19 protein-coding genes and 1 riboswitch are annotated in these 18,547 nt (G+C 37.5%); of the genes, 5 read left to right on the forward strand and 14 right to left on the reverse strand.

The window, feature by feature from the left end; translation table 11 throughout:
* Window positions 1–10: 10 nt before the first annotated feature.
* Window positions 11–634 carry an NAD(P)H:quinone oxidoreductase gene (gene wrbA / locus GD002_RS05810; RefSeq protein WP_153731408.1) on the reverse strand — a complete coding sequence of 208 codons (624 nt, stop codon included), beginning with the start codon at window positions 632–634 and terminating at the stop codon, window positions 11–13.
* 141 nt (window positions 635–775) lie between these two features.
* Between wrbA and GD002_RS05815 the strand changes: the two genes are divergently transcribed.
* A complete protein-coding gene (locus GD002_RS05815) occupies window positions 776–1,147 on the forward strand; it encodes a hypothetical protein (RefSeq protein WP_153731409.1) in 372 nt (123 codons plus the stop codon).
* An 85-nt stretch (window positions 1,148–1,232) separates the two neighbouring features.
* Here the strand turns inward: GD002_RS05815 and GD002_RS05820 are convergent, their stop codons facing one another.
* Both GD002_RS05820 and GD002_RS05825 read right to left on the reverse strand, forming a co-directional pair.
* Window positions 1,233–1,661 (reverse strand): GyrI-like domain-containing protein, encoded by a 429-nt coding sequence (locus GD002_RS05820; protein ID WP_194841485.1) that lies wholly within the window; start codon window positions 1,659–1,661, stop codon window positions 1,233–1,235.
* A 10-nt stretch (window positions 1,662–1,671) separates the two neighbouring features.
* Window positions 1,672–2,250, reverse strand: a complete 579-nt coding sequence (locus tag GD002_RS05825) for a LysE family transporter (protein ID WP_153731411.1) — start codon at window positions 2,248–2,250, stop codon at window positions 1,672–1,674.
* A gap of 108 nt (window positions 2,251–2,358) precedes the next feature.
* Here GD002_RS05825 and GD002_RS05830 point away from each other — a divergent pair, with 108 nt between their 5' ends.
* From GD002_RS05830 to GD002_RS05840, 3 genes are all read left to right on the forward strand, one after another.
* Entirely contained in the window at window positions 2,359–2,913 is a 555-nt protein-coding gene (locus tag GD002_RS05830; RefSeq protein WP_153731412.1) for a helix-turn-helix domain-containing protein, read from the forward strand.
* 278 nt (window positions 2,914–3,191) lie between these two features.
* A riboswitch (purine riboswitch) is annotated at window positions 3,192–3,292 on the forward strand.
* Between the two features lie 117 nt (window positions 3,293–3,409).
* Window positions 3,410–4,483: an NCS2 family permease gene (locus GD002_RS05835; protein ID WP_153731413.1), complete on the forward strand. Its 1,074-nt coding sequence runs from the start codon at window positions 3,410–3,412 to the stop codon at window positions 4,481–4,483.
* A 15-nt stretch (window positions 4,484–4,498) separates the two neighbouring features.
* Window positions 4,499–5,044 (forward strand): phosphoribosyltransferase family protein, encoded by a 546-nt coding sequence (locus GD002_RS05840; protein ID WP_194841486.1) that lies wholly within the window; start codon window positions 4,499–4,501, stop codon window positions 5,042–5,044.
* 137 nt (window positions 5,045–5,181) lie between these two features.
* Here the strand turns inward: GD002_RS05840 and GD002_RS05845 are convergent, their stop codons facing one another.
* From GD002_RS05845 to GD002_RS05875, 7 genes are all read right to left on the reverse strand, one after another.
* Window positions 5,182–6,072, reverse strand: a complete 891-nt coding sequence (locus GD002_RS05845; RefSeq protein ID WP_153731414.1) for an MBL fold metallo-hydrolase — start codon at window positions 6,070–6,072, stop codon at window positions 5,182–5,184.
* 50 nt (window positions 6,073–6,122) lie between these two features.
* Window positions 6,123–7,436 (reverse strand): TRAP transporter large permease, encoded by a 1,314-nt coding sequence (locus tag GD002_RS05850; RefSeq protein ID WP_153731415.1) that lies wholly within the window; start codon window positions 7,434–7,436, stop codon window positions 6,123–6,125.
* 129 nt (window positions 7,437–7,565) lie between these two features.
* Window positions 7,566–8,063, reverse strand: coding sequence for a TRAP transporter small permease (locus GD002_RS05855; RefSeq protein WP_153731416.1), 498 nt, complete (start codon window positions 8,061–8,063; stop codon window positions 7,566–7,568).
* 106 nt (window positions 8,064–8,169) lie between these two features.
* Window positions 8,170–9,192, reverse strand: coding sequence for a TRAP transporter substrate-binding protein DctP (dctP, locus tag GD002_RS05860; RefSeq protein WP_153731417.1), 1,023 nt, complete (start codon window positions 9,190–9,192; stop codon window positions 8,170–8,172).
* A gap of 125 nt (window positions 9,193–9,317) precedes the next feature.
* On the reverse strand, window positions 9,318–10,808 hold the full coding sequence (locus GD002_RS05865; RefSeq protein WP_153731418.1) for an aldehyde dehydrogenase family protein: 1,491 nt from the start codon (window positions 10,806–10,808) through the stop codon (window positions 9,318–9,320).
* A gap of 115 nt (window positions 10,809–10,923) precedes the next feature.
* The gene (locus tag GD002_RS05870) at window positions 10,924–12,687 is read right to left on the reverse strand and encodes a thiamine pyrophosphate-requiring protein (RefSeq protein WP_153731419.1); all 1,764 of its coding nucleotides are present in this window, start codon (window positions 12,685–12,687) and stop codon (window positions 10,924–10,926) included.
* Between the two features lie 131 nt (window positions 12,688–12,818).
* On the reverse strand, window positions 12,819–13,421 hold the full coding sequence (locus GD002_RS05875; RefSeq protein WP_153731420.1) for a Crp/Fnr family transcriptional regulator: 603 nt from the start codon (window positions 13,419–13,421) through the stop codon (window positions 12,819–12,821).
* 119 nt (window positions 13,422–13,540) lie between these two features.
* On the opposite strand from GD002_RS05875, the gene GD002_RS05880 reads away from it, so the two are divergent.
* Complete coding sequence (locus GD002_RS05880; protein ID WP_194841487.1) at window positions 13,541–14,194, forward strand: Crp/Fnr family transcriptional regulator; 654 nt, start codon at window positions 13,541–13,543, stop codon at window positions 14,192–14,194.
* A gap of 557 nt (window positions 14,195–14,751) precedes the next feature.
* Here the strand turns inward: GD002_RS05880 and GD002_RS05885 are convergent.
* The 4 genes from GD002_RS05885 to GD002_RS05900 form a co-directional block, all read right to left on the reverse strand.
* Entirely contained in the window at window positions 14,752–15,183 is a 432-nt protein-coding gene (locus tag GD002_RS05885) for a VOC family protein (RefSeq protein WP_153731422.1), read from the reverse strand.
* A 34-nt stretch (window positions 15,184–15,217) separates the two neighbouring features.
* Window positions 15,218–16,069, reverse strand: coding sequence for a metallophosphoesterase (locus GD002_RS05890; protein ID WP_153731423.1), 852 nt, complete (start codon window positions 16,067–16,069; stop codon window positions 15,218–15,220).
* Between the two features lie 243 nt (window positions 16,070–16,312).
* A complete protein-coding gene (locus tag GD002_RS05895; RefSeq protein WP_153731424.1) occupies window positions 16,313–17,788 on the reverse strand; it encodes an MDR family MFS transporter in 1,476 nt (491 codons plus the stop codon).
* Window positions 17,789–18,169: 381 nt separating this feature from the next.
* Window positions 18,170–18,511 carry a rhodanese-like domain-containing protein gene (locus tag GD002_RS05900; protein WP_153731425.1) on the reverse strand — a complete coding sequence of 114 codons (342 nt, stop codon included), beginning with the start codon at window positions 18,509–18,511 and terminating at the stop codon, window positions 18,170–18,172.
* Window positions 18,512–18,547 lie beyond the last annotated feature (36 nt).

Consider the following 18,547-nt stretch of genomic DNA (forward strand, 5'->3'; position numbering starts at 1 on the left):
TATTTCAGACTCATTCTTGCCAACGATGACGACCCTGTTTAATCCAGGAAGCGATGGTAACTGTACGTGCTGCTTGGTATCTGACAGCGTCTTCCACGTCTTCTACCATCTGATGTTCTTTATTCACAGTCACACTAGCGCCATAAGGATTACCACCCGCTTCAAATAAAGCCGGATCCGAGTAACCTGGTGCTGCAATGATCGCACCCCAATGCATCATCGTTGTATAGAGTGCTTTAATGGTTGCTTCCTGACCACCGTGAGGATTATCCGCTGATGACATGGCACTTACCACTTTATTAACCAACTTGCCTTCCGCCCATATTCCGCCTGTCATGTCCAAGAATTGTTTCAATTGCGACGGAACATTCCCGAACCTGGACGGCATACTGAAAATAATCGCATCCGCCCACTCTAGATCCTCGACTTTCGCTATCGGCACATCCTTTGCTTCCTCTACATGCTCTTTCCAAATAGGGTTAGAATCAATCGCTTCCTGGGGCGCTAATTCGGCAACCCGAAGTAACTTCACCTCTGCTCCTGCCTGCTGACCGCTTTCTGCAGCCCACTTCGCCAGCTGATAATTAGTACCGGTCGCACTATAATAAATCACTGCTAAGTTTACAATAGCCATACGTTACTCGCTCCTTAACTACATTGTTATTGCTTATAAATACCCGTTTTCGACTGTAACTAACATGCTACCTCTCTAACACGTATTGATAATGAGTTTCATAACATAGATGACAGATATCTATTGAAAGGAAGTGTTTCATTGCATCGTTTCCCTTATTTCTATTCACCTTATTATCATCTCTGGCCATTTTCTACAGAAGCACAGGCCGTAAATGATAGTAGCCACTTTCCTCCCGTTGATACGAAAAAGTTTCAATTTTCTGCCCATGAATTTCACCAACTTATGAAGCAAGCCAATTCTATAATAAACCAGATTGAACACTCGCCCCAATTTGCAAAGGAACTTATGCAAGCCGCTCAGCAATCCAATCAAGTCAAAGTAGAACAACTAGTTTCATCTATTGATGAATCTGTTTTAGTTGAAACCCGCTACACTCCTGACGGTATTCAAATGAAATATAGAGATAAAAAAGGAATGTGCTGTGTATTGACGATTGGACTAGGTTGGTAAAATTTCATCATCACAAAAAAGCCGTAGCCTGCAACGATTCAATATCGTTGCAGAATACGGCTTATCTATTTTGGTCATTTTGAATTTATTCTTCAATAGCTACCCAGACTTCAGTGGTATAGCCTTCAGCTCCCAATGGATGAATATAACGTTCAAAGCAATAGCTACGCCGAAGCTGTATTCCTGGTTGTTTCATTATTTCAGAAAAGGTATCAGAAATACTCCCTATTCCTTCAATTACCTCTGATACAATAAAATTACCACCCGGAATTACAATTTCTTTCATATCAGAAACGGCTACAGAAAACTCATCTTTGATACCCGCTAGATAATGAAAGATTTCCCCCTCTATTCCCAATGTAATACCAAATGATTCCTCTGCCCTGTAAACGGTTGGGACTTTCTGAAGTTCTTCGTTTAATCGATTCCACAATTTAGGTATATCTGAAACTGGTCCTTTCATTTCATAACCCTTCACTATAAATGATTCCCTATGAACAATTCGCGTCTCCACTGTCAGCCCCCTATTTTACAAGTATTGATATTGCACTATACACTAATAATAGAGCCATAACCACATTAAACCGGCTTCTATACTTTACAAGAAACTTTTGAAATAGAAAGCCCAATACGCTCCAACTTGTCGTACTCAGAAAGCCCACAAAACCAAGAAATATAGAGAATAATAGTAAACTAACATGTGAACTGTAATATGGAATAATAAAAGTTGATGCGACTGTCAAACCAAATAATACAGCTTTTGGATTTATAAATTGTAAAACCACCCCCGCAATAAAACTATTATTTTTTCCTTCTTCAATATCGCTATCTTTACTTATAACTATTTTCACTGCTAAATATATCATGTAGACTGCGGCAAGAACGGTCATTGATCCTTCAATTTTAGGAATAAAACTCTTCAGTACTAAATTAAAATAACTAGATAATAGCATGATGATAAAAAAACCAGTTCCCACTCCTATGCAAAATCCTACAGTCCTTTTAAATCCATACTGATTTGCAAAAAGCATCGCCATAATATTATTAGGTCCAGGAGTAAAGCTAGAGACAAATACATATAGAAAAAACGATAATACTGGCATTACTAATCCTCCTCTAAAAAGTACTTTATATTGCACAAAAAATACAATATAACGTATTCCTTTATAATGTACAATAAATACGTTATATTGTACACAAGGAGTGAAAAAATGGAAGAGATAAACCTTATCATCGCTAAAAACTTAAAAGCCATTAGAGAAAGCAAGAGGCTAAGCCTCGAAAAGGTGGCAGAACTGACTGGGGTCAGTAAAACAATGGTAGGTCAAATTGAACGTGGTGAATCAAGTCCCACCATCACAACTATTTGGAAAATCGCAAACGGTCTCAAGGTCTCCTTCACTACTCTAATTCAAAATCCACAACTAGATGCAACAGTTATACGGAGGAATGAAGTTCAAGAATTAACGGAGGACAATGGGAAATATCGAGTGTATCCAACTTTTCTATTTGATCCAGACAAACGTTTTCAAGGGTATTCTGTAGAAATAGATCAAGGTGGATATCTCCGTGCAAATCCACATAGAGAGGGAACGGAAGAATTTATAACTATTTTTGAGGGTGAATTAACAATTCGTGTACAAGACGATGAATTTACTCTACGAAATGGTGATTCATTCAGATTTAAAGCAGATTTACCACATACCTATCATAATACTGGAGAGACGATAACTCGATTAAGCATGATCTTATATTATCCAGCCTAAAAACTCTGCTCTATCCAAAAAGTTTTTTAGATCGTTATTCGCTCTTCAAACAACAGTGTTATCAAACCTAGTTACAAGTATCCTCATGTATCACTACTATCCTTTTCATAATTAAAGTAGGCATCCAATTATATGAAGGCCTGACAGCAATAGGATCAGAGCGATTCCAACCAGTAAAGTAAGGTTCTTGATATACTGGAAACAGTACGATTTCCCTTCATTTATTGACAGTTTTTTTCTCTTGTATAGTCGTATTTTATATGCTATTTTTATAGGCGAAAACTATATTTCATTACCCCTGTATAATCCTGATAATCTGGTTCGGGAGTCTCTACGGAACAACCTTAATTGTTCTACTATGGCTGGTACATTTCTTTTAAATTACATGGGGATATTCCAAACTTATTTGGGATATCTCTATTTTTTTTGAGTTGTGGATCGAAAAGAGTCTATTTTGTTTGTTCCGGTTACGGTGGCGTAGGAAAAGGAGAACAAGATGGACATTTGGAAAGATATATTAGCAGCACTAAGTGGGGTATTAAACGCATTACCTCAAGGGCTGCTCGCATTAACATTCGGCTTCGCTTCGATACCTACAGCGCTTGCCTTTATGGTAGGTGCGTTTGGGAATGCGGCAACGAGTAACGTAGCGGTTATTTCCTACCAAGCTGAAACGATCACACTGGCTGGTACAATGGGGAAAAATATGAGAGAACGTCTCTCTATGATATTCTTCGGAGCGGCCATTTTATTGCTGATTGGTATGTTTGGCATTTTAGAATCTGTAATTGATTGGATCGGGCCGGTGATTACGACAGGTATGATGGCTGGTGTTGGTCTTATGCTTTCTAAAGTAGCATGGGATATGGCAAAAGCAGATCGAATTGTCGGTCTAACTTCCATGTTTAGCGCTTTGATCGTCTACTTTGCAACGAAGGATTTAGTCTACACGATCACTGCATCAGTCATCTTATCGAGTATCGTTTATGCATTGATGAATACAAAGAATAGATCAATTACGGAACGCCCAGCGATTAAAGAAGGATTTCATTTACAGAAATTGATCGTCAATACTGCTGTTATCCGCGGTGCACTTGCATTGGTTTGCATGAACATCGGAGCAAATATAGCATTCGGTAAAATTAACGGTGATATCGCAAATTCAGAAGTCAATGTTGACGTCCTCACGATAATCAGCAGTTTAGCGGATATGGTGTCTGCCCTATTTGGCGGAGCGCCTGTTGAAATTGTTATTTCCGCCACAGCAAGTGCACCGCATGCCGTATGGGCTGGTGTCTTGATGATGGTGTTGATGGCAATCGTCTTAGTGACCGGATTACTTCCTAAGATCGGAAAATTTGTACCAAGCTCTTCGATAGCAGGTTTCTTATTCGTGCTCGGCGCAATCGTTACACTACCCGACAATGCAATCATGGCATTGACAGGAGAAGGTGCGGGAACTGGTATTGTCGGCAGTATCACGATGGTCGTCACGGCTATTACGGATCCTTTTCTTGGCATGCTATCAGGAATCATCGTACAATTTTTAATAAATCTATTTGGATTTTAATGGAGGATGACGATAATGAACACCTATACACTTGAAGTAGGCTCGTTAACAAGAGAGCTTCCTATCATACCTATTTCCGATTCACTGAGCATCGCTAGCTTTGTTCTTCTGGGCGATACAGAAATGGTATGTGTAACAGCACCTTTACTAGCAGAAAAATTACCAGCCGTTGACGTACTGATTACAGCTGAAGCAAAAGGAATTCCATTTGTTCATGAGCTATCAAAGCATCTAGGAATGCCACGTTATATCGTGGCAAGAAAGTCCGTGAAAGCGTACATGGAAGATCCACTGATTACTAAAGTGAATTCTATCACTACACAAAAAGAACAATTCCTCTGCCTCGATCGACTGGATGCAGAATTCATCAAAGGAAAACGCGTCGCATTGATTGATGACGTCATTAGTTCTGGTGAATCTCTTCGCGCACTTGCAGAACTCGTAGAAAGCGCGGGTGCCAACATCGTAGCCCAAGCTGCTATTTTGGCTGAAGGTGATGCAGCTGATCGTGAGGATATACTATTTCTTGAGAAGCTACCTTTATTTTCAAACGAAAAATAAATAAGGAAAAGTCAGCCTGATATATGGGCTGACTTTTTTAAGATTTTTGTTTTGGATAGGAAATTGTGTAATTAGAGCATTGGATTTGAATACAGTTCATTTAACCAATTCATTTTTGACTATTACGTTTTTTCTTATTAAACATCTACACGCAACAAATCACGCCCCAATTGAAGAGATCCTTTAAAATTCTCCCTTATATCATTTGCTACACTATCCAACATCTCGGGCCCCACTGCTTCAATAGGCATATGTTTGGCAAGATATTTTTTTACAATAGGACTAGTTGTATCAAAATGTGCAAAATGTGTAGGGATCAATGTTTTTACATTGGCTTGGGTCGCAATTTTCCCCAATTCAATAGGGCTAGTGTGAGCAAATGTTCCAATACCTACTTTTTTACGGAATTCGAGTGCCTCTTCAGGGAAACTACATTCATGAATAAGCACATCTGCATCTTGCGCCAAACGTAGTAGCGCTTCTGATGGTGCAGTATCACCGCTAAATGTCACAACCTTATCTCCTGCTTCGACACGGAATCCGAAGCAATGCATAAACTCACTTTCTATGTGCTCGACATAATCCGCATATACCTTTATATTTTCATCTTCATACACTAAACCAGGTGTTACGATGCTAATATCCGGTCTGATCATTTCCATCGAATCACGTCGTTGAGGAAATTGAGCCCGTGCATTTATATCAACTGCAAATGCACCATTCTCTAAAGAATGATCTACAAACTCCTTTGTTCCTGGAGGGCCAATAATTGATGGTTTCACTTTACGATCGCATATCCAACCCGATAACAAGAAGAAAGGTAAATCAGCAATGTGATCCATGTGAAGATGCGTTAGGAAAACTACATCAACTGTTGAAGGATCAACATTTGCTCTGATTAATTGTCTTGTTGCGCCATTCCCACAATCGAATAAATATTGTTTTTCATTAACTGTTATTAAAATAGAAGTATGTCCACGGTCCGGGTCCGGTAAAGCCGCACCTGTTCCAAGCATTGTAACTTTCATAAAAAAACTCTCCTTTACTTATGTTCTATATTTTACTTGCATAACTCTTTCTAATTCATCAAGCTAGGCAACCATGTCACTAATGCAGGGAAAAGAATGATTACAGCAATCAGTAATATATCTATCCCTATAAAAGGAAATGATGCTTTGTAAATACTTTTCATTGAAACATCTTTTGGCGCGACACCTTTCATGGTGAATAATCCCATGCCAAACGGTGGTGATATTTGTCCAATTTCGATGGTTATCAATACAATAACTGCAAACCATATAAGGTTATAATCCAAGAGTGATACGATCGGGATAAATATCGGAAGAGTGATCATCATGATTGAAATCCCGTCCATAAATGTTCCCATAATAATTAACATAGCAATCATTACAAGGATAATAATAATTGGTGGTGATTGTAATCCACTTACGATTGATACAAGTTCACGCGTGACTCCTGAAAACGATAATAATTCACTAAATGTCGTAGAGCCTGCAATGAGAATAAATATCATTGTAGTAATTTTCATCGTACCAATCAATGAAACTTTGATGTTACTTACATTCAACTGACCATAAATTGCAGCTAATATAGCACTACCCACCACCCCTAAAGCTGCTGCTTCAGTTGGTGTAGCTACGCCTAAAAATATTAATCCAATAACCAAGAAGATGATAAAGCCTAATGGTAGAATATATTTGGCTGTCGCTAGTAACTTTTCAGATAAAGAGATATTCTCTGTATCATAAGCAGGAGCTAAGTGAGGTTGCAATTTAGCTCTAATAAAGATATAAATCATAAAAAACAAGGCTAATGTAACTCCTGGTACGATAATAGCGATTAAAAAGGATCCAATAGAGATTTTCCCTATGGATGCTAATAGTACGCCAAGTGCGCTAGGCGGTATTAAAACTGCAAGTCCACCGCTACCTAAGATCGGACCAATAGTCATAGAATCCTTATATCCGCGGTTTTTCATTTCTGGAAGAAGTGTAGATCCAAGAATAGCTGTACATGCTATGGAAGATCCACTCAATGTAGAAAGCATCGTTCCTCCACCTACCGCTAGAAAACTTAATCGTCCAGGAACTCGACCAATCCATTTATCTATTGTATCAATCACTCTTGGGGCAATACCTGTATGAAACATGATTTCCCCCATTAAAATAAATAAGGGAATTGGAGCAATGGAAAATGAGGTTAACGCCTCTCGAACATTTGCAAGTAGTTGTTGTAATCCTATTCCTCCTCCCCATAAGTATAATGCTCCTATAATATTAATAAGGAGAAAAGCAAATGCAACTGGTACTCGTATTGCCATTAAAAGAAATAATAAGCCTATCGTTATTAGCAAGAGCTGCCACCATTCCATTGTTGTCACTTCCTCGCTAGATATTATTTCAAAACAATTCTTCTACAACTACTTTAGACCCCTAGCTTGCTAAAAAACATGGTGGCAGCGTAGTTGAGCAATCTATTTTGAATAAGATCTTCAAATTCATCAAACCGTTTCCTCTACCCGAATTATCGAATTGTAGCACTTCCTAACAAACTCTAGTAGTAGTAAAACAGAACCTAAAGGTATAATGATAGCTGCAAGAGCAAGGGGAAATTCTAATACAGTTGAACTTCGAGATCCTTTTTCTAGAAGTTCCATCGTTTCCACGGTCCCAAACCATACGAAGACTACACTAACTATGATGCCGATGATCGCAATCAGTATGTCTAATATCTTTATTGTTTTAAAATTCAACACATCAGTTAGAAGATCTACAGTGATATGGCCGTTGTCTCTAAGCAACCATGCAGCTCCTAGAAAGGGTAGGTATAACAGAATATATTCATTGATTTCAATAACCCAGTAAAAAGAGATATTAAAAAAGGATCTTAATAGAACTTCAATTACTACTGATAATGAGTTAAAAACCAATAACACACCACCTATAACTGCAAAAACATTTTCCACAGCATCCAGGCTGGTTGAAAGTTTACCTAACATAACTGGCCTCCCTCCTCCTAACGTAAAGATTTTGATACAGGACTTATATCAGCTTACACAATTAGAAAATGTAAATCCCAAGCAATATAAGTCCTGTTCTCTCTTATCAATCTTCTAGAAAGCTTTGTAACTTAGTAAAATCTTCAGATGAAACTTTCTCTTTAATTACTTTCCAAGTAGAATCATGTACAACCTGTTGAAATTTTTCACTGTCTTTTTTATTTAATTTAATGGATTCAACGCCTGCGTTCTTAATTAATTTCATTTCCTCTTTTTCTTTTTCTTCAAAGTATGTGATCATTTCATTTTCAAATTCCTCTGTCAACTGGATAACTCGCTCTTTCGTTTCTGCCGATAAGGAATCCAACATTTTTGCATTCATTACGATACTGGATCCTATATTTAAGAAAGGTTCATCAATAATATACTCCGTTACTTCTGTCCAACCATTATCACGCGGTCCAAGTATAGGAAAAGCAAAACCATCTACCATTCCTCGTTCAAGGGCAGTATATACATCCCCTGGAGAAATAGTAATAGGCGTCATACCCAAACCGGTTTGAACTGGATGGTATATGGGGTTCGATCGATATTTAGCTCCTTTTAAATCTTCTAATGACTTTAATTTATCATTTGACCAAAAGTAGTAAGACCCAGAAATCCATCTTCCAAGAAACTCTACATCATGCTCTTTATACTTATCTGCAAAATAATCAAAGAAGCCACTCTCTCTCATCTCAGTTGGAGACTGAGAATTCAAATACATTGCTCTCGACTCTGGAATAGTATCTAGATATTCGGCAGTACTAAGGAACCCGATATCAATTATACCTCTCTGAACAGCTTTAAACTGTTCATCAGCAGACATGGATTCAGGCCCACCAATCCATTCAAAAGTTAGCTCTCCATTTGTTCCTTCTTCTATTTTCTCCATCCACCTTGGCACCATATCAACTGTAAATTGGTGATCTGTCGGTAAAAAACTGACTACCTTTAATGTTTGACTTGAGCCTTTTGAATTTCCTTTATCACTCGCTGCTGTTTTGCTCGTAGATCCACAGCCAGATAGAATAGTACTAAGCACTATAATCAATAGCAAAGGGATGCTCTTTCGAATGAAGTTCAACATTGTTTATAACCACCTCTCTTAACTTAGTTAGATTTTCTATTCTTTCATTAAGAAGTATCATTGGACAAAATGATACAAATCAAGAACACCTAACTTGATCTGCATCATTTTAATTTCAAGTACTATTAACCGAAGAAACCAGCAGGAGGTGGATTGAAGTTTACAGCTATGGATTTGGCCTGAGTATACTCATCTAGTGCCTCTTTTCCATATTCTCTTCCTAAACCACTATTCTTAAATCCTCCAAAGGGTGCGCCAGTTTGGAAACTAAAGTATTGATTAATCCACACGCTTCCGGCCTGTAGTTTATTTGCCGTTTTCATTGCATTCTCAAGATTATTCGTCATGATGCCTGCTGCTAAACCAAATCCAACGTCGTTCGCTTCTTTAATCACCGTATCTACGTCATTCCAGCGCATTACAGTAATTACCGGACCGAAAATCTCTTCCTGTGAAATTCTCATATCATTCGTTGCTTCAAATATGGTAGGTTCAATAAAATAACCGTGCTCATTATTCGGTACTGTAACACGATTACCACCAACTAATAACTTTGCCCCTTCTTCCTTAGCCATTTCAATATATCCTAATACACGCTTTCCTTGTTTTTCATTAATCAGTGTACTAACTCTTGTGGATGGGTCAGTAGGGTCGCCTACTTTAACAGTTTTTGCTCGTTCAACCAACTTCCCCATGAACTCGTCATAGATAGCGTCATGCACAAATACGCGGGAGCCTAGAACACAACTTTGTCCGTTGTAGAAGCAGTAGCCAAATGTAACATTTTCAACTGCACGTTCAATATCCACATCAGGGAATATGATATGTGGAGATTTTCCTCCCAATTCCAGTGTTACGGGCAGAAGTCTCTCTCCTGCCGTTTTACCGATTAATCGGCCAACACCCTCACTACCAGTGAACGAAAGTTTATGGATATTAGGATGATTTATCAAGGCATCTCCTGCTTCAACACCATAGCCAGTGACGAAATTGACAACACCTTTCGGTAAAATATCTTTAAGAAGCTTGGCCAATTCCAATGTAGATAGACTAGCATCTTCAGCAGGTTTCATGACAATTGTATTTCCAGTTGCTAACGCTGGAGCAAGCTTGAAAGACACCATAATCATAGGTACATTCCAAGGGATAATTTGTGCGCATACACCAAGAGGATCTTTTTGAACGATTAGCTGCCCATCCGGTATTGCTCTCGAAGTACCTTCATAGGTTAAGATAGCTGAAGCGAAATATCTAAATTGATTAATTGCAATATTATAATCCACAGCAAGTTCATAAATAGGGCGTCCTGTATCAAGACAATCTATCATACATAAACGTTCTTTGTTCTCTTCAAGGGCATTCGCTATCTTATGAAGGTACGCGGATCGTTCTTCAATTGTTGTCGTTGACCATGTTTCAAATGCAACACCAGCCGCCTCAACTGCACGATCAATATCGTCTTTATTACCTCTTGCAATTTGAGACATTACTTCACCGGTCGCTGGATTCACAGCATCAATGTAACCGCTTTCACAATTTGCGAATTCTCCGTTAATATAATTACCGTACTGTGCGTCGAAACTAATTTCTTTTGCTAATTTAGTCGTAGTATTCATAAGAAATCTCCTCCATTTTGTATTGATACTTGTTGGTACTCTTAATATTACCGTCTCTTAAAATTAAAATATGTTAATCTATTAACATATTATCTGATTATTCAAATCTATCACGTTAAACATTTGGTATATAGACGTCCACTACCGCACTGCGCCCCTCTTTAACTGCCTTCATAGCCTTACGTAATGCCATTTTCAATTCCGAAGGTTTCTTTACGGTTTGTGCATAAGCATTGCCTGCCGCTTCAGCAATCTTGGCTAAATCAGCCGGTGGATCAAAGTTTACATGGAATTGATCCATTTGATTTGCAATTCCATTGGGATGTACACCTAATGTCGAGAGCTTGGGCGATTTCCAACCAGAGTTATTGTAAATCACAGTCAAGAAAGGCGTCTCATATCTTTTCGCCATCCAGTGCACGACAGATGGAATACTAAATAGATACGAGCCATCGCCTGTTAAGCTAACTACCGTCTTATCAGGGTTCGCTAATTTCATACCAATTGCTGCTCCTCCATTCCATCCCAAGGAACCTGCACCGCTACCATGTAATGTTCCTGGATTTTTTGTACCTATATGTGTACAAATCGTTTGATAATTGGAAATACCTTCATTTAAGACAATAGTATCCTCATCAATTATTTCCCTAACGCAAGCAGTTAAGTATTCTGGTGTTATCACATTCTCATTTATTGTTTCCAATAGCAGTTTTTCTTCACGCAATCGTGCATGTATTTCAGAGTTGGTTTTCCAACGTTTTTCAATAGTCTTTTTATCTACTAGGCTTGTACTATCTAAACAATGATTAATTTGTTCGAGTGCTACTTTTGCATCCGCCTTAAAAAAGTGTTTCGATGGGATATACCATAATGGCATTTCCTCTTTTAGCGGATCAATATCAATGTAATAGACAGTAGCCTTGTCTGAAGGTTTATTTTTCATAGGTATCCATGGTACATCGCTATCCAAGACTAGTACAAGATCTGCTTTGGCAAGTAATTCATTTTGTCCAGCTGTATTCCATTGATGACCCCAATGCATCGGATTATCCGCTGGGAAATTCATTGCTTTTGAAACCGATTCTATTACTGGAATGGCGAGTCGTTTACTTAACTGAACAAGTTCCTTTACAGCATCCGGGTTTCGTCCAAGATATGATGTAACAATCAGAGGGTTCTCAGCCTTTACTAAGTCCTCAACTAATAATTTAATATGCTTTGGTGGAATTGCAGTTGGTGATATCGGCTTCCACAAATCAGTATTTATGGTAACCGGTTCAGTCGCTTCTTCCATCGCTTCACGTGGTCCCATTAAATAAACTGGTCCAGGCGGATCACTTTTAGCGAATTGGATCGCTCGATGAACGAGTTGTTTAACATTTTTTCCTGAACGAATTTCATTATCGTACTTGGAATACCCACGCATAATACCGCGTTGATCGAACACATCCTGAATCCAATGAATAAACTCATTTCGACTTCCTGTTAATTCATTTTCTTGAGTGTACGGGGAGGCTCCTGCGAAAACCAGAACCGGAATTCTTCCTTTGAACGCATTGTGAATTGCCCCTCCTATATTTTGCGTCCCGCATTCCACGTGAACAATTACTGCTTGAGTTTCACCAGTAAGTTGCGCGTAACCATGTGCTGCACTCATCGCTACCATCTCATGTGGACATATAATTAATTTAGGCAGTTTTTTATTATCCTGTTGTGCTTGCGCTAAACTTTCGATTATAGCCGGATGATCACTTCCTAGATTGGCAAAGATATATGAAACACCCGCTTCTTGAAGTGCTTCCAAAAATGCAGTACTTGTTGTATATGTACTTTGGATTGGTTTTTGTTTTGCAACTAGTTCTTCTATTTTCGTATTCATTTTTCACACTCTCCTTATACAAGTTCTCTTGTTTCGTCCGACAAGGATCATTTGTCTAAGGTAATCTTAATTCAATTTTCTGTATACTTCTGTTAATCCATTAACATGTTTCGTTTCTTTTTACTTAATCTTTAATTTGTGCTTACATGTTCTTGTAATAATTTAGGATTCACAATAAAGAGCTTACCACCTTTCTCGATAAGCAGTTTAGAATCAATCCATTTTTTAGTAATTTTATAAATGGTAATTCGTGTTAACCCAGTGTAACTTGAAAGTTGCTGTTGATTTAGCGGTACTTCATTACTGTTATATTTCCTGCTAATCTCTAATAGCGAGTTTGCAAGTTGCTCTTCTACTGAAAGCGACTTTAATTGAATGATGTCACCGAGCTGTTTCATTTTATTGATAGTGGAATTATAAAAAGAATCACGAAAAAACTCGTTTTCAATAATTAATTCTTGAAATTGAACACTAGTGAAATAGTATACAATACAGTTTTCTAAAGCGATTGCTGAACTAAAATATGTGTTTTGATCAAGCGATTGTTCTCCAAATAATTGACCTTTCTCTAGAATTTCTAGAGTCCTATCCTTTTCATCAAATACTTTCATACTAATCTTTATCTTTCCTTCTACTAGTAAGTAGAATCCACTTCCCGTAGTTCCTTGTTCATAGATGACTGTATTAGACTTTATAAACAATCTATTGCCATATTTGATAAATGAATTATCCATAGAATTCCTCCCAGACCCTGTATAATAAAATAGGATATCTAATTTGAATTGTCCGCATTATCTGATAAAATAAAAATTGATATAAATCTATTATTAAAACTATTATGGAGGTGAGAATTTTGCTTGAAAAAAAGGACATATGGGAACATTTCATCTCAACTGGATATGGACAAAGTAAAAACTATAAGAAAAACACTATATTATTTCGTCAAGGTGATATTGGTCAAGGTTTCTACTACCTCTCTGAGGGTGAAGTGAAAATTAGTTTATTATCACCTCAAGGAAATGAAAGAGACATTGATTATGTGATTCCAGGTTTTTTATTAGGAGAACAAGGAATCTATAATAATTCTTATTTCACTTCAGCATCCATCACTATGCCTTCTACCCTTCACTTCTTTTCAAAAGAGGACTTTACTAATATTTGTTTAGAGATTCCTGAAGCCGCTAGTATCTTTACGAATTCTTTAATTACGAAAGTTCGATTACTAGCGGAAGCAACGACTATTCTCAATGCGCCTGCCGAATATAGACTTGCCCATTTTATTTATCGGCTTTATAAAAGAAGCAATGAAACAACACTAAAAATTAGCCAAGTCTCACTTGCACGTTTTATTGGCACTTCACGAATTACCGTTTATAAAATCATGAATCAGTGGAAATGTGAAAAGATGATTGATTATGATAAGGGAACTATCTACTTGTTAGACATTACAAAATTTCTCAATTACTTAAATCAAGCACTATACTCCCACAACATTGTATCTAGTTAACAGAAGGCAACTGACTGAAGATTATCACCCCCTAAATATATAGAATAGACAGAAGAATATCAATAATTTAATAATATTATTACTAATCACCGGGTAAAAAGATCTATCCTTTCATTTGGGCCATCTTAATGCAGATTTGATTAAAAAGTAGTGGAAAATAAACTAGTATACTTAACGGATCTAGAAGCGCGTAAATTCCAAAAAACTACTTACTCTTTTTCAATCTCTCTCACCTTGTATCTACTAAATAAGTAAGACTTTCTAGAAACCCTCATAACGGACTATGAATTTTTTATTAAAAACGAAAAATAAAATACACCAAAAAAGCAATTATCTGTTCAGATTTGAACGGATAATTGCCTTTTTAATTTTTAAGTTACTTCTATAAAAATGAGTTGACACTTTTTGTTAATTATGATGATAACAACCTCTCTTCTTAATATTAACAGTTTTATTTCTATGGCCTCATTTTCATCAAACTCCCCAGCATGTTGTTCAGTCCCAAATCTCTTCATTTCGCGACTAAATTTATTCTATGAAAAAAGTATTGTCATTCTTTATTCAATAATCAACATATCATTCTCATCAAAACTCCAGTCTTCTGAATACGCAACTTCCCAATAGTGACCATCAGGATCTGAAAAATATCCACTATATCCTCCCCAAAATACACGTTGAGGTGATTTCTCGATAACGCCTCCTGCTTTTTCAGCTTTCTCCATTATTTCATCCACTTCTTCTCGTGACTTAGCATTATAAGCAAACGTTACTCCTGAAAATCCTTTAACTTCCGGTGGTTCTTTTCCGTTCAGATCTTGTACTAATCCTTCTAAAGGATATAACGATAGTTTTGTGCCTGCATTATTGAAAAAAACGATAGATGGGTTCTCTTCCGTAACTGATGTTTGGAACCCCAATCCATCTCTATAAAATCGTATTGATGTATTCATATCTCTGACACCTAACGTAATAAGATTTATCCTATTCATACATATTCTCCTCCAATTTTCTTCATCTATTAATTTAATTGCTATCCGCCGATTCTAGAGTAACCGCGACAATCTCCGGTCGATTAAATACTCGTAAAGGAATAATACTATTCCCAAGTCCTCTACTAACAACCATCGTCGTCTGACCCAATAGGTGCTTGCCAGCAGTATAATTTGGTAAAAACCCTTGATTGGGGGCAATTAATCCACCAATAAAAGGAAGTCTGAATTGACCTCCATGAGCATGACCTGAAAAAACCATATCAAATTCATACTCTGCATAAAGAGATAACATGTCAGGTCTGTGGGATAAAAGCATCGCAAAATTTCCTTCTTCCATACCCTTAATTGACTTCACGATGTCTTCTTTTGTTGTATCTTGTTCTATCCCTCTTTCGTTTGAATGTGCCGGGTCATCAATGCCGATAATATGAATCTTGTCATTTCCTTTAGTCAGTACTTCATTCGTATTTCTCATGACCTGTACCCCTATATCATGCAATAAACTCTCCAACGAACTGAATGTTCCCGCCCACCATTCATGGTTCCCGGAAACATAATAAACGGGTGCGATTTGAACCAATTCCCTCATCAAAATGAGACTAGCTTCCTCACCCTTTCTTTTAGAATCAATCAAGTCACCAGTAAATACAATGACATCAGGTCGAAGCTTGCTAACTTTGCGGACCAATATACGTTGATTATTCCCAAAGTTTTTATTGTGTAGATCAGACAAATGCACAATTTTGTATTGATCGAAATTTACTGGGATATTTGTTGAAGTAATCGTAGTGTGAGTTGTCGTAATTGAATTATTTTGTATATAGAAAAATAACACGAATGCCACTAGTAATGCCACTATAAATAAAAACTTCTTTTTCAACATTTCACCCTCTCTGGTCATCGGTATTCTACTTAGAAACATTTGGAAACCACTATATGCTCTAATTATAGACTTAGCGCCTGAAAGTTGCATCTATCTCCATACACAAGAAGAGACATCATAATGGTTTATATAATAAAAATAACTCATCCCTCGAGTTACACCTCGAACTGGATGAGTTATTTTGTGTTAAATGTATGATCTCAATTGGAATTCATCTATTATTCTTGACAACTGAAATAAACGTCATTCTACCGACTGATCTGTACCTTCACCATCTTCTATCGGCTTTGCACGATATACAATAAACGATAGTATGACCGCAACGATGGACATGGCAAAAGCGATAAAATAAACTAATTCTACTCCCGCTACCAAGGCAAGATTCGCCGTGCCAGGATCTTTCGGTGTTGAGGATTGTTCTAAAAATTTCAATTGTCTTGCATTCATAATACTAATGAAAACCGACACCCCGATGGCTCCTGCTACCGGCTGTAGGGTTGACATAACCGCCGTCCCATGTGGATAGAGACGTTTCGGTAACTGATTCAGCCCATTCGTTTCTGCAGGCATCATAATAGCGGAAACTGCTAACATGATTAAAACATATCCGACCACCACAATCCATACTTGTGTATCGACTGTTAACCGGCTCATCATAAACATCGTTCCACTTAATACAAGGGTTGCCGGAATCATTAGTAAGCGCGGCCCAAATTTATCAAAAAGATGGCCCATGAATGGTGACATGATACCGTTCAAAATACTGCCAGGTAACAACACTAATCCCGCTGTTGCAGCCGATAGAGCGAGTGGACCTTGCATGTAGATAGGCAAAATAATTTCAGAAGCAAACATCGCCATAATAATGATTAAAAACATAATGACCGCATGCGTGAACATTGGATAACGAAACACCCGCAAATCCATAATCGGCTCTTCCAACTTTATTTGTCTGAGCGCAAACAATAGAATACCTACCACGCCTACCACGATGAAAGTTATTACGTTCGCGCTATAAAATCCATTGACACTTTCACCAACGGAGCTAAAACCATAGACAATGGAGCCAAAACCAATGGTTGAAAAAATCAATGAGATGACATCGATCTTCGGCTTGGTAACTTCTGAAACATTGATTAAATATTTAGAAGCAAAAGCAATCGAAAACAAAGCAAATGGAATAATGAGTATAAATAAATAGCGCCATCCTAAATATTCAACAATTACACCCGATAAAGTCGGTCCAATCGCAGGTGCAAACATAATGACAAGCCCTATTAACCCCATTACTTTCCCGCGTCGTTCAGGTGGATAAATAAGCAAAAATACGTTAAAAATAATCGGCATTAATAAACCGGTTCCAATCGCTTGAATTAATCGGCCAGTTAATAATATAGAGAAAGTCGTTGCGCTAGCCGCCACAATGGTTCCAATTGTAAAGACTATCATCGTTCCAAGAAATAATTGTCTGGTTGTGAACCATTGCAACAGCAACGCCGATATTGGAATAACTACCGCCATCACAAGCATAAAACCTGTGGCCATCCATTGCACGGTAGGCAATGTAATGGAAAATTCGTCCATAAGCGTAACGAGCGCAATATTTAATAAAGTCTCATTCAAAATCGCAAAAAAAGCTCCAATAATAAGGGATAACATAAGTGGTCGTACTTTTACATTCGGGTTATCCACTAAAAACTCATATTGTTTTTGTTCCATTTACGCAACCTCTTTCGTCTAGTTAATGATGTAGAAAGGCTTTCTTACATGAAAGCAGACGAAACAGGAGACTATTTTTGAGAATAAAAAAAGAAGGAGTTTTCTCCCTCTTTTACTTACTTATGAGTTTCCCCCAAAAAAGGACAGATCTATTCCGAATGCTCTACAATTAAGTAGCGCCTTCCAAAGCTATTCAATTAGCCGCGAGACGTAATTCGGAATTTGATCGGTACCATGTGGAAACCCTCCGTTCGAAAAATGTAAGGTTATAATACCATGACCACTACATGAATACAACAAATAGAAAAAAGCCTCGTCACTAGAAAAAGTAGATCTCCTCTTTGTTCATTGCTCCAACGAATGATACGTAAGCGTGTCCTCTTACTTTATTGTCTTAACATATTCCTTCCACGCAGTAATTCCACCTTCTAAGACGATAACATCATACGCTCGTTCGTAGAGAATATTCGCGCACTTAGTTGCGGAATTCCCAGTCGTACATGTGATGATCATTTCTTTGTTCAATGGTAACGTGGAAAGATTTTGTTCACCTCTGTCCTCTAACTTAAAAATCTCTGTTTTTGGTATGTTCATATCTTCTATACTAGATCCTTTTATATGAAAATCATTGTATTTATCTTCAGCCCGTACATCCACAAGCACAAGCTTTTCTTGAGCATTCATTTTCTTATATAATTCTTCCGGTGTAATTGTTTTAACCATTAATTTAATGTCCTCCTTATTTTTCAACTGCCTAGC

The organism is Sporosarcina obsidiansis (assembly GCF_009651005.1).
In the GTDB taxonomy this organism is placed as follows: domain Bacteria; phylum Bacillota; class Bacilli; order Bacillales_A; family Planococcaceae; genus Sporosarcina; species Sporosarcina obsidiansis.

Excerpts from the sequence above, each read along its gene's own strand:
- wrbA (WP_153731408.1), bottom strand. The coding sequence starts at position 634 with ATGGCTATTGTAAACTTAGCAGTGATTTATTATAGTGCGACCGGTACT.
- GD002_RS05825 (WP_153731411.1), bottom strand. The coding sequence starts at position 2,250 with ATGCCAGTATTATCGTTTTTTCTATATGTATTTGTCTCTAGCTTTACT.
- GD002_RS05830 (WP_153731412.1), top strand. The coding sequence starts at position 2,359 with ATGGAAGAGATAAACCTTATCATCGCTAAAAACTTAAAAGCCATTAGA.
- GD002_RS05835 (WP_153731413.1), top strand. The coding sequence starts at position 3,410 with ATGGACATTTGGAAAGATATATTAGCAGCACTAAGTGGGGTATTAAAC.
- GD002_RS05840 (WP_194841486.1), top strand. The coding sequence starts at position 4,499 with ATGAACACCTATACACTTGAAGTAGGCTCGTTAACAAGAGAGCTTCCT.
- GD002_RS05845 (WP_153731414.1), bottom strand. The coding sequence starts at position 6,072 with ATGAAAGTTACAATGCTTGGAACAGGTGCGGCTTTACCGGACCCGGAC.
- GD002_RS05850 (WP_153731415.1), bottom strand. The coding sequence starts at position 7,436 with ATGGAATGGTGGCAGCTCTTGCTAATAACGATAGGCTTATTATTTCTT.
- GD002_RS05855 (WP_153731416.1), bottom strand. The coding sequence starts at position 8,063 with ATGTTAGGTAAACTTTCAACCAGCCTGGATGCTGTGGAAAATGTTTTT.
- dctP (WP_153731417.1), bottom strand. The coding sequence starts at position 9,192 with ATGTTGAACTTCATTCGAAAGAGCATCCCTTTGCTATTGATTATAGTG.
- GD002_RS05865 (WP_153731418.1), bottom strand. The coding sequence starts at position 10,808 with ATGAATACTACGACTAAATTAGCAAAAGAAATTAGTTTCGACGCACAG.
- GD002_RS05870 (WP_153731419.1), bottom strand. The coding sequence starts at position 12,687 with ATGAATACGAAAATAGAAGAACTAGTTGCAAAACAAAAACCAATCCAA.
- GD002_RS05875 (WP_153731420.1), bottom strand. The coding sequence starts at position 13,421 with ATGGATAATTCATTTATCAAATATGGCAATAGATTGTTTATAAAGTCT.
- GD002_RS05885 (WP_153731422.1), bottom strand. The coding sequence starts at position 15,183 with ATGAATAGGATAAATCTTATTACGTTAGGTGTCAGAGATATGAATACA.
- GD002_RS05890 (WP_153731423.1), bottom strand. The coding sequence starts at position 16,069 with ATGTTGAAAAAGAAGTTTTTATTTATAGTGGCATTACTAGTGGCATTC.
- GD002_RS05895 (WP_153731424.1), bottom strand. The coding sequence starts at position 17,788 with ATGGAACAAAAACAATATGAGTTTTTAGTGGATAACCCGAATGTAAAA.
- GD002_RS05900 (WP_153731425.1), bottom strand. The coding sequence starts at position 18,511 with ATGGTTAAAACAATTACACCGGAAGAATTATATAAGAAAATGAATGCT.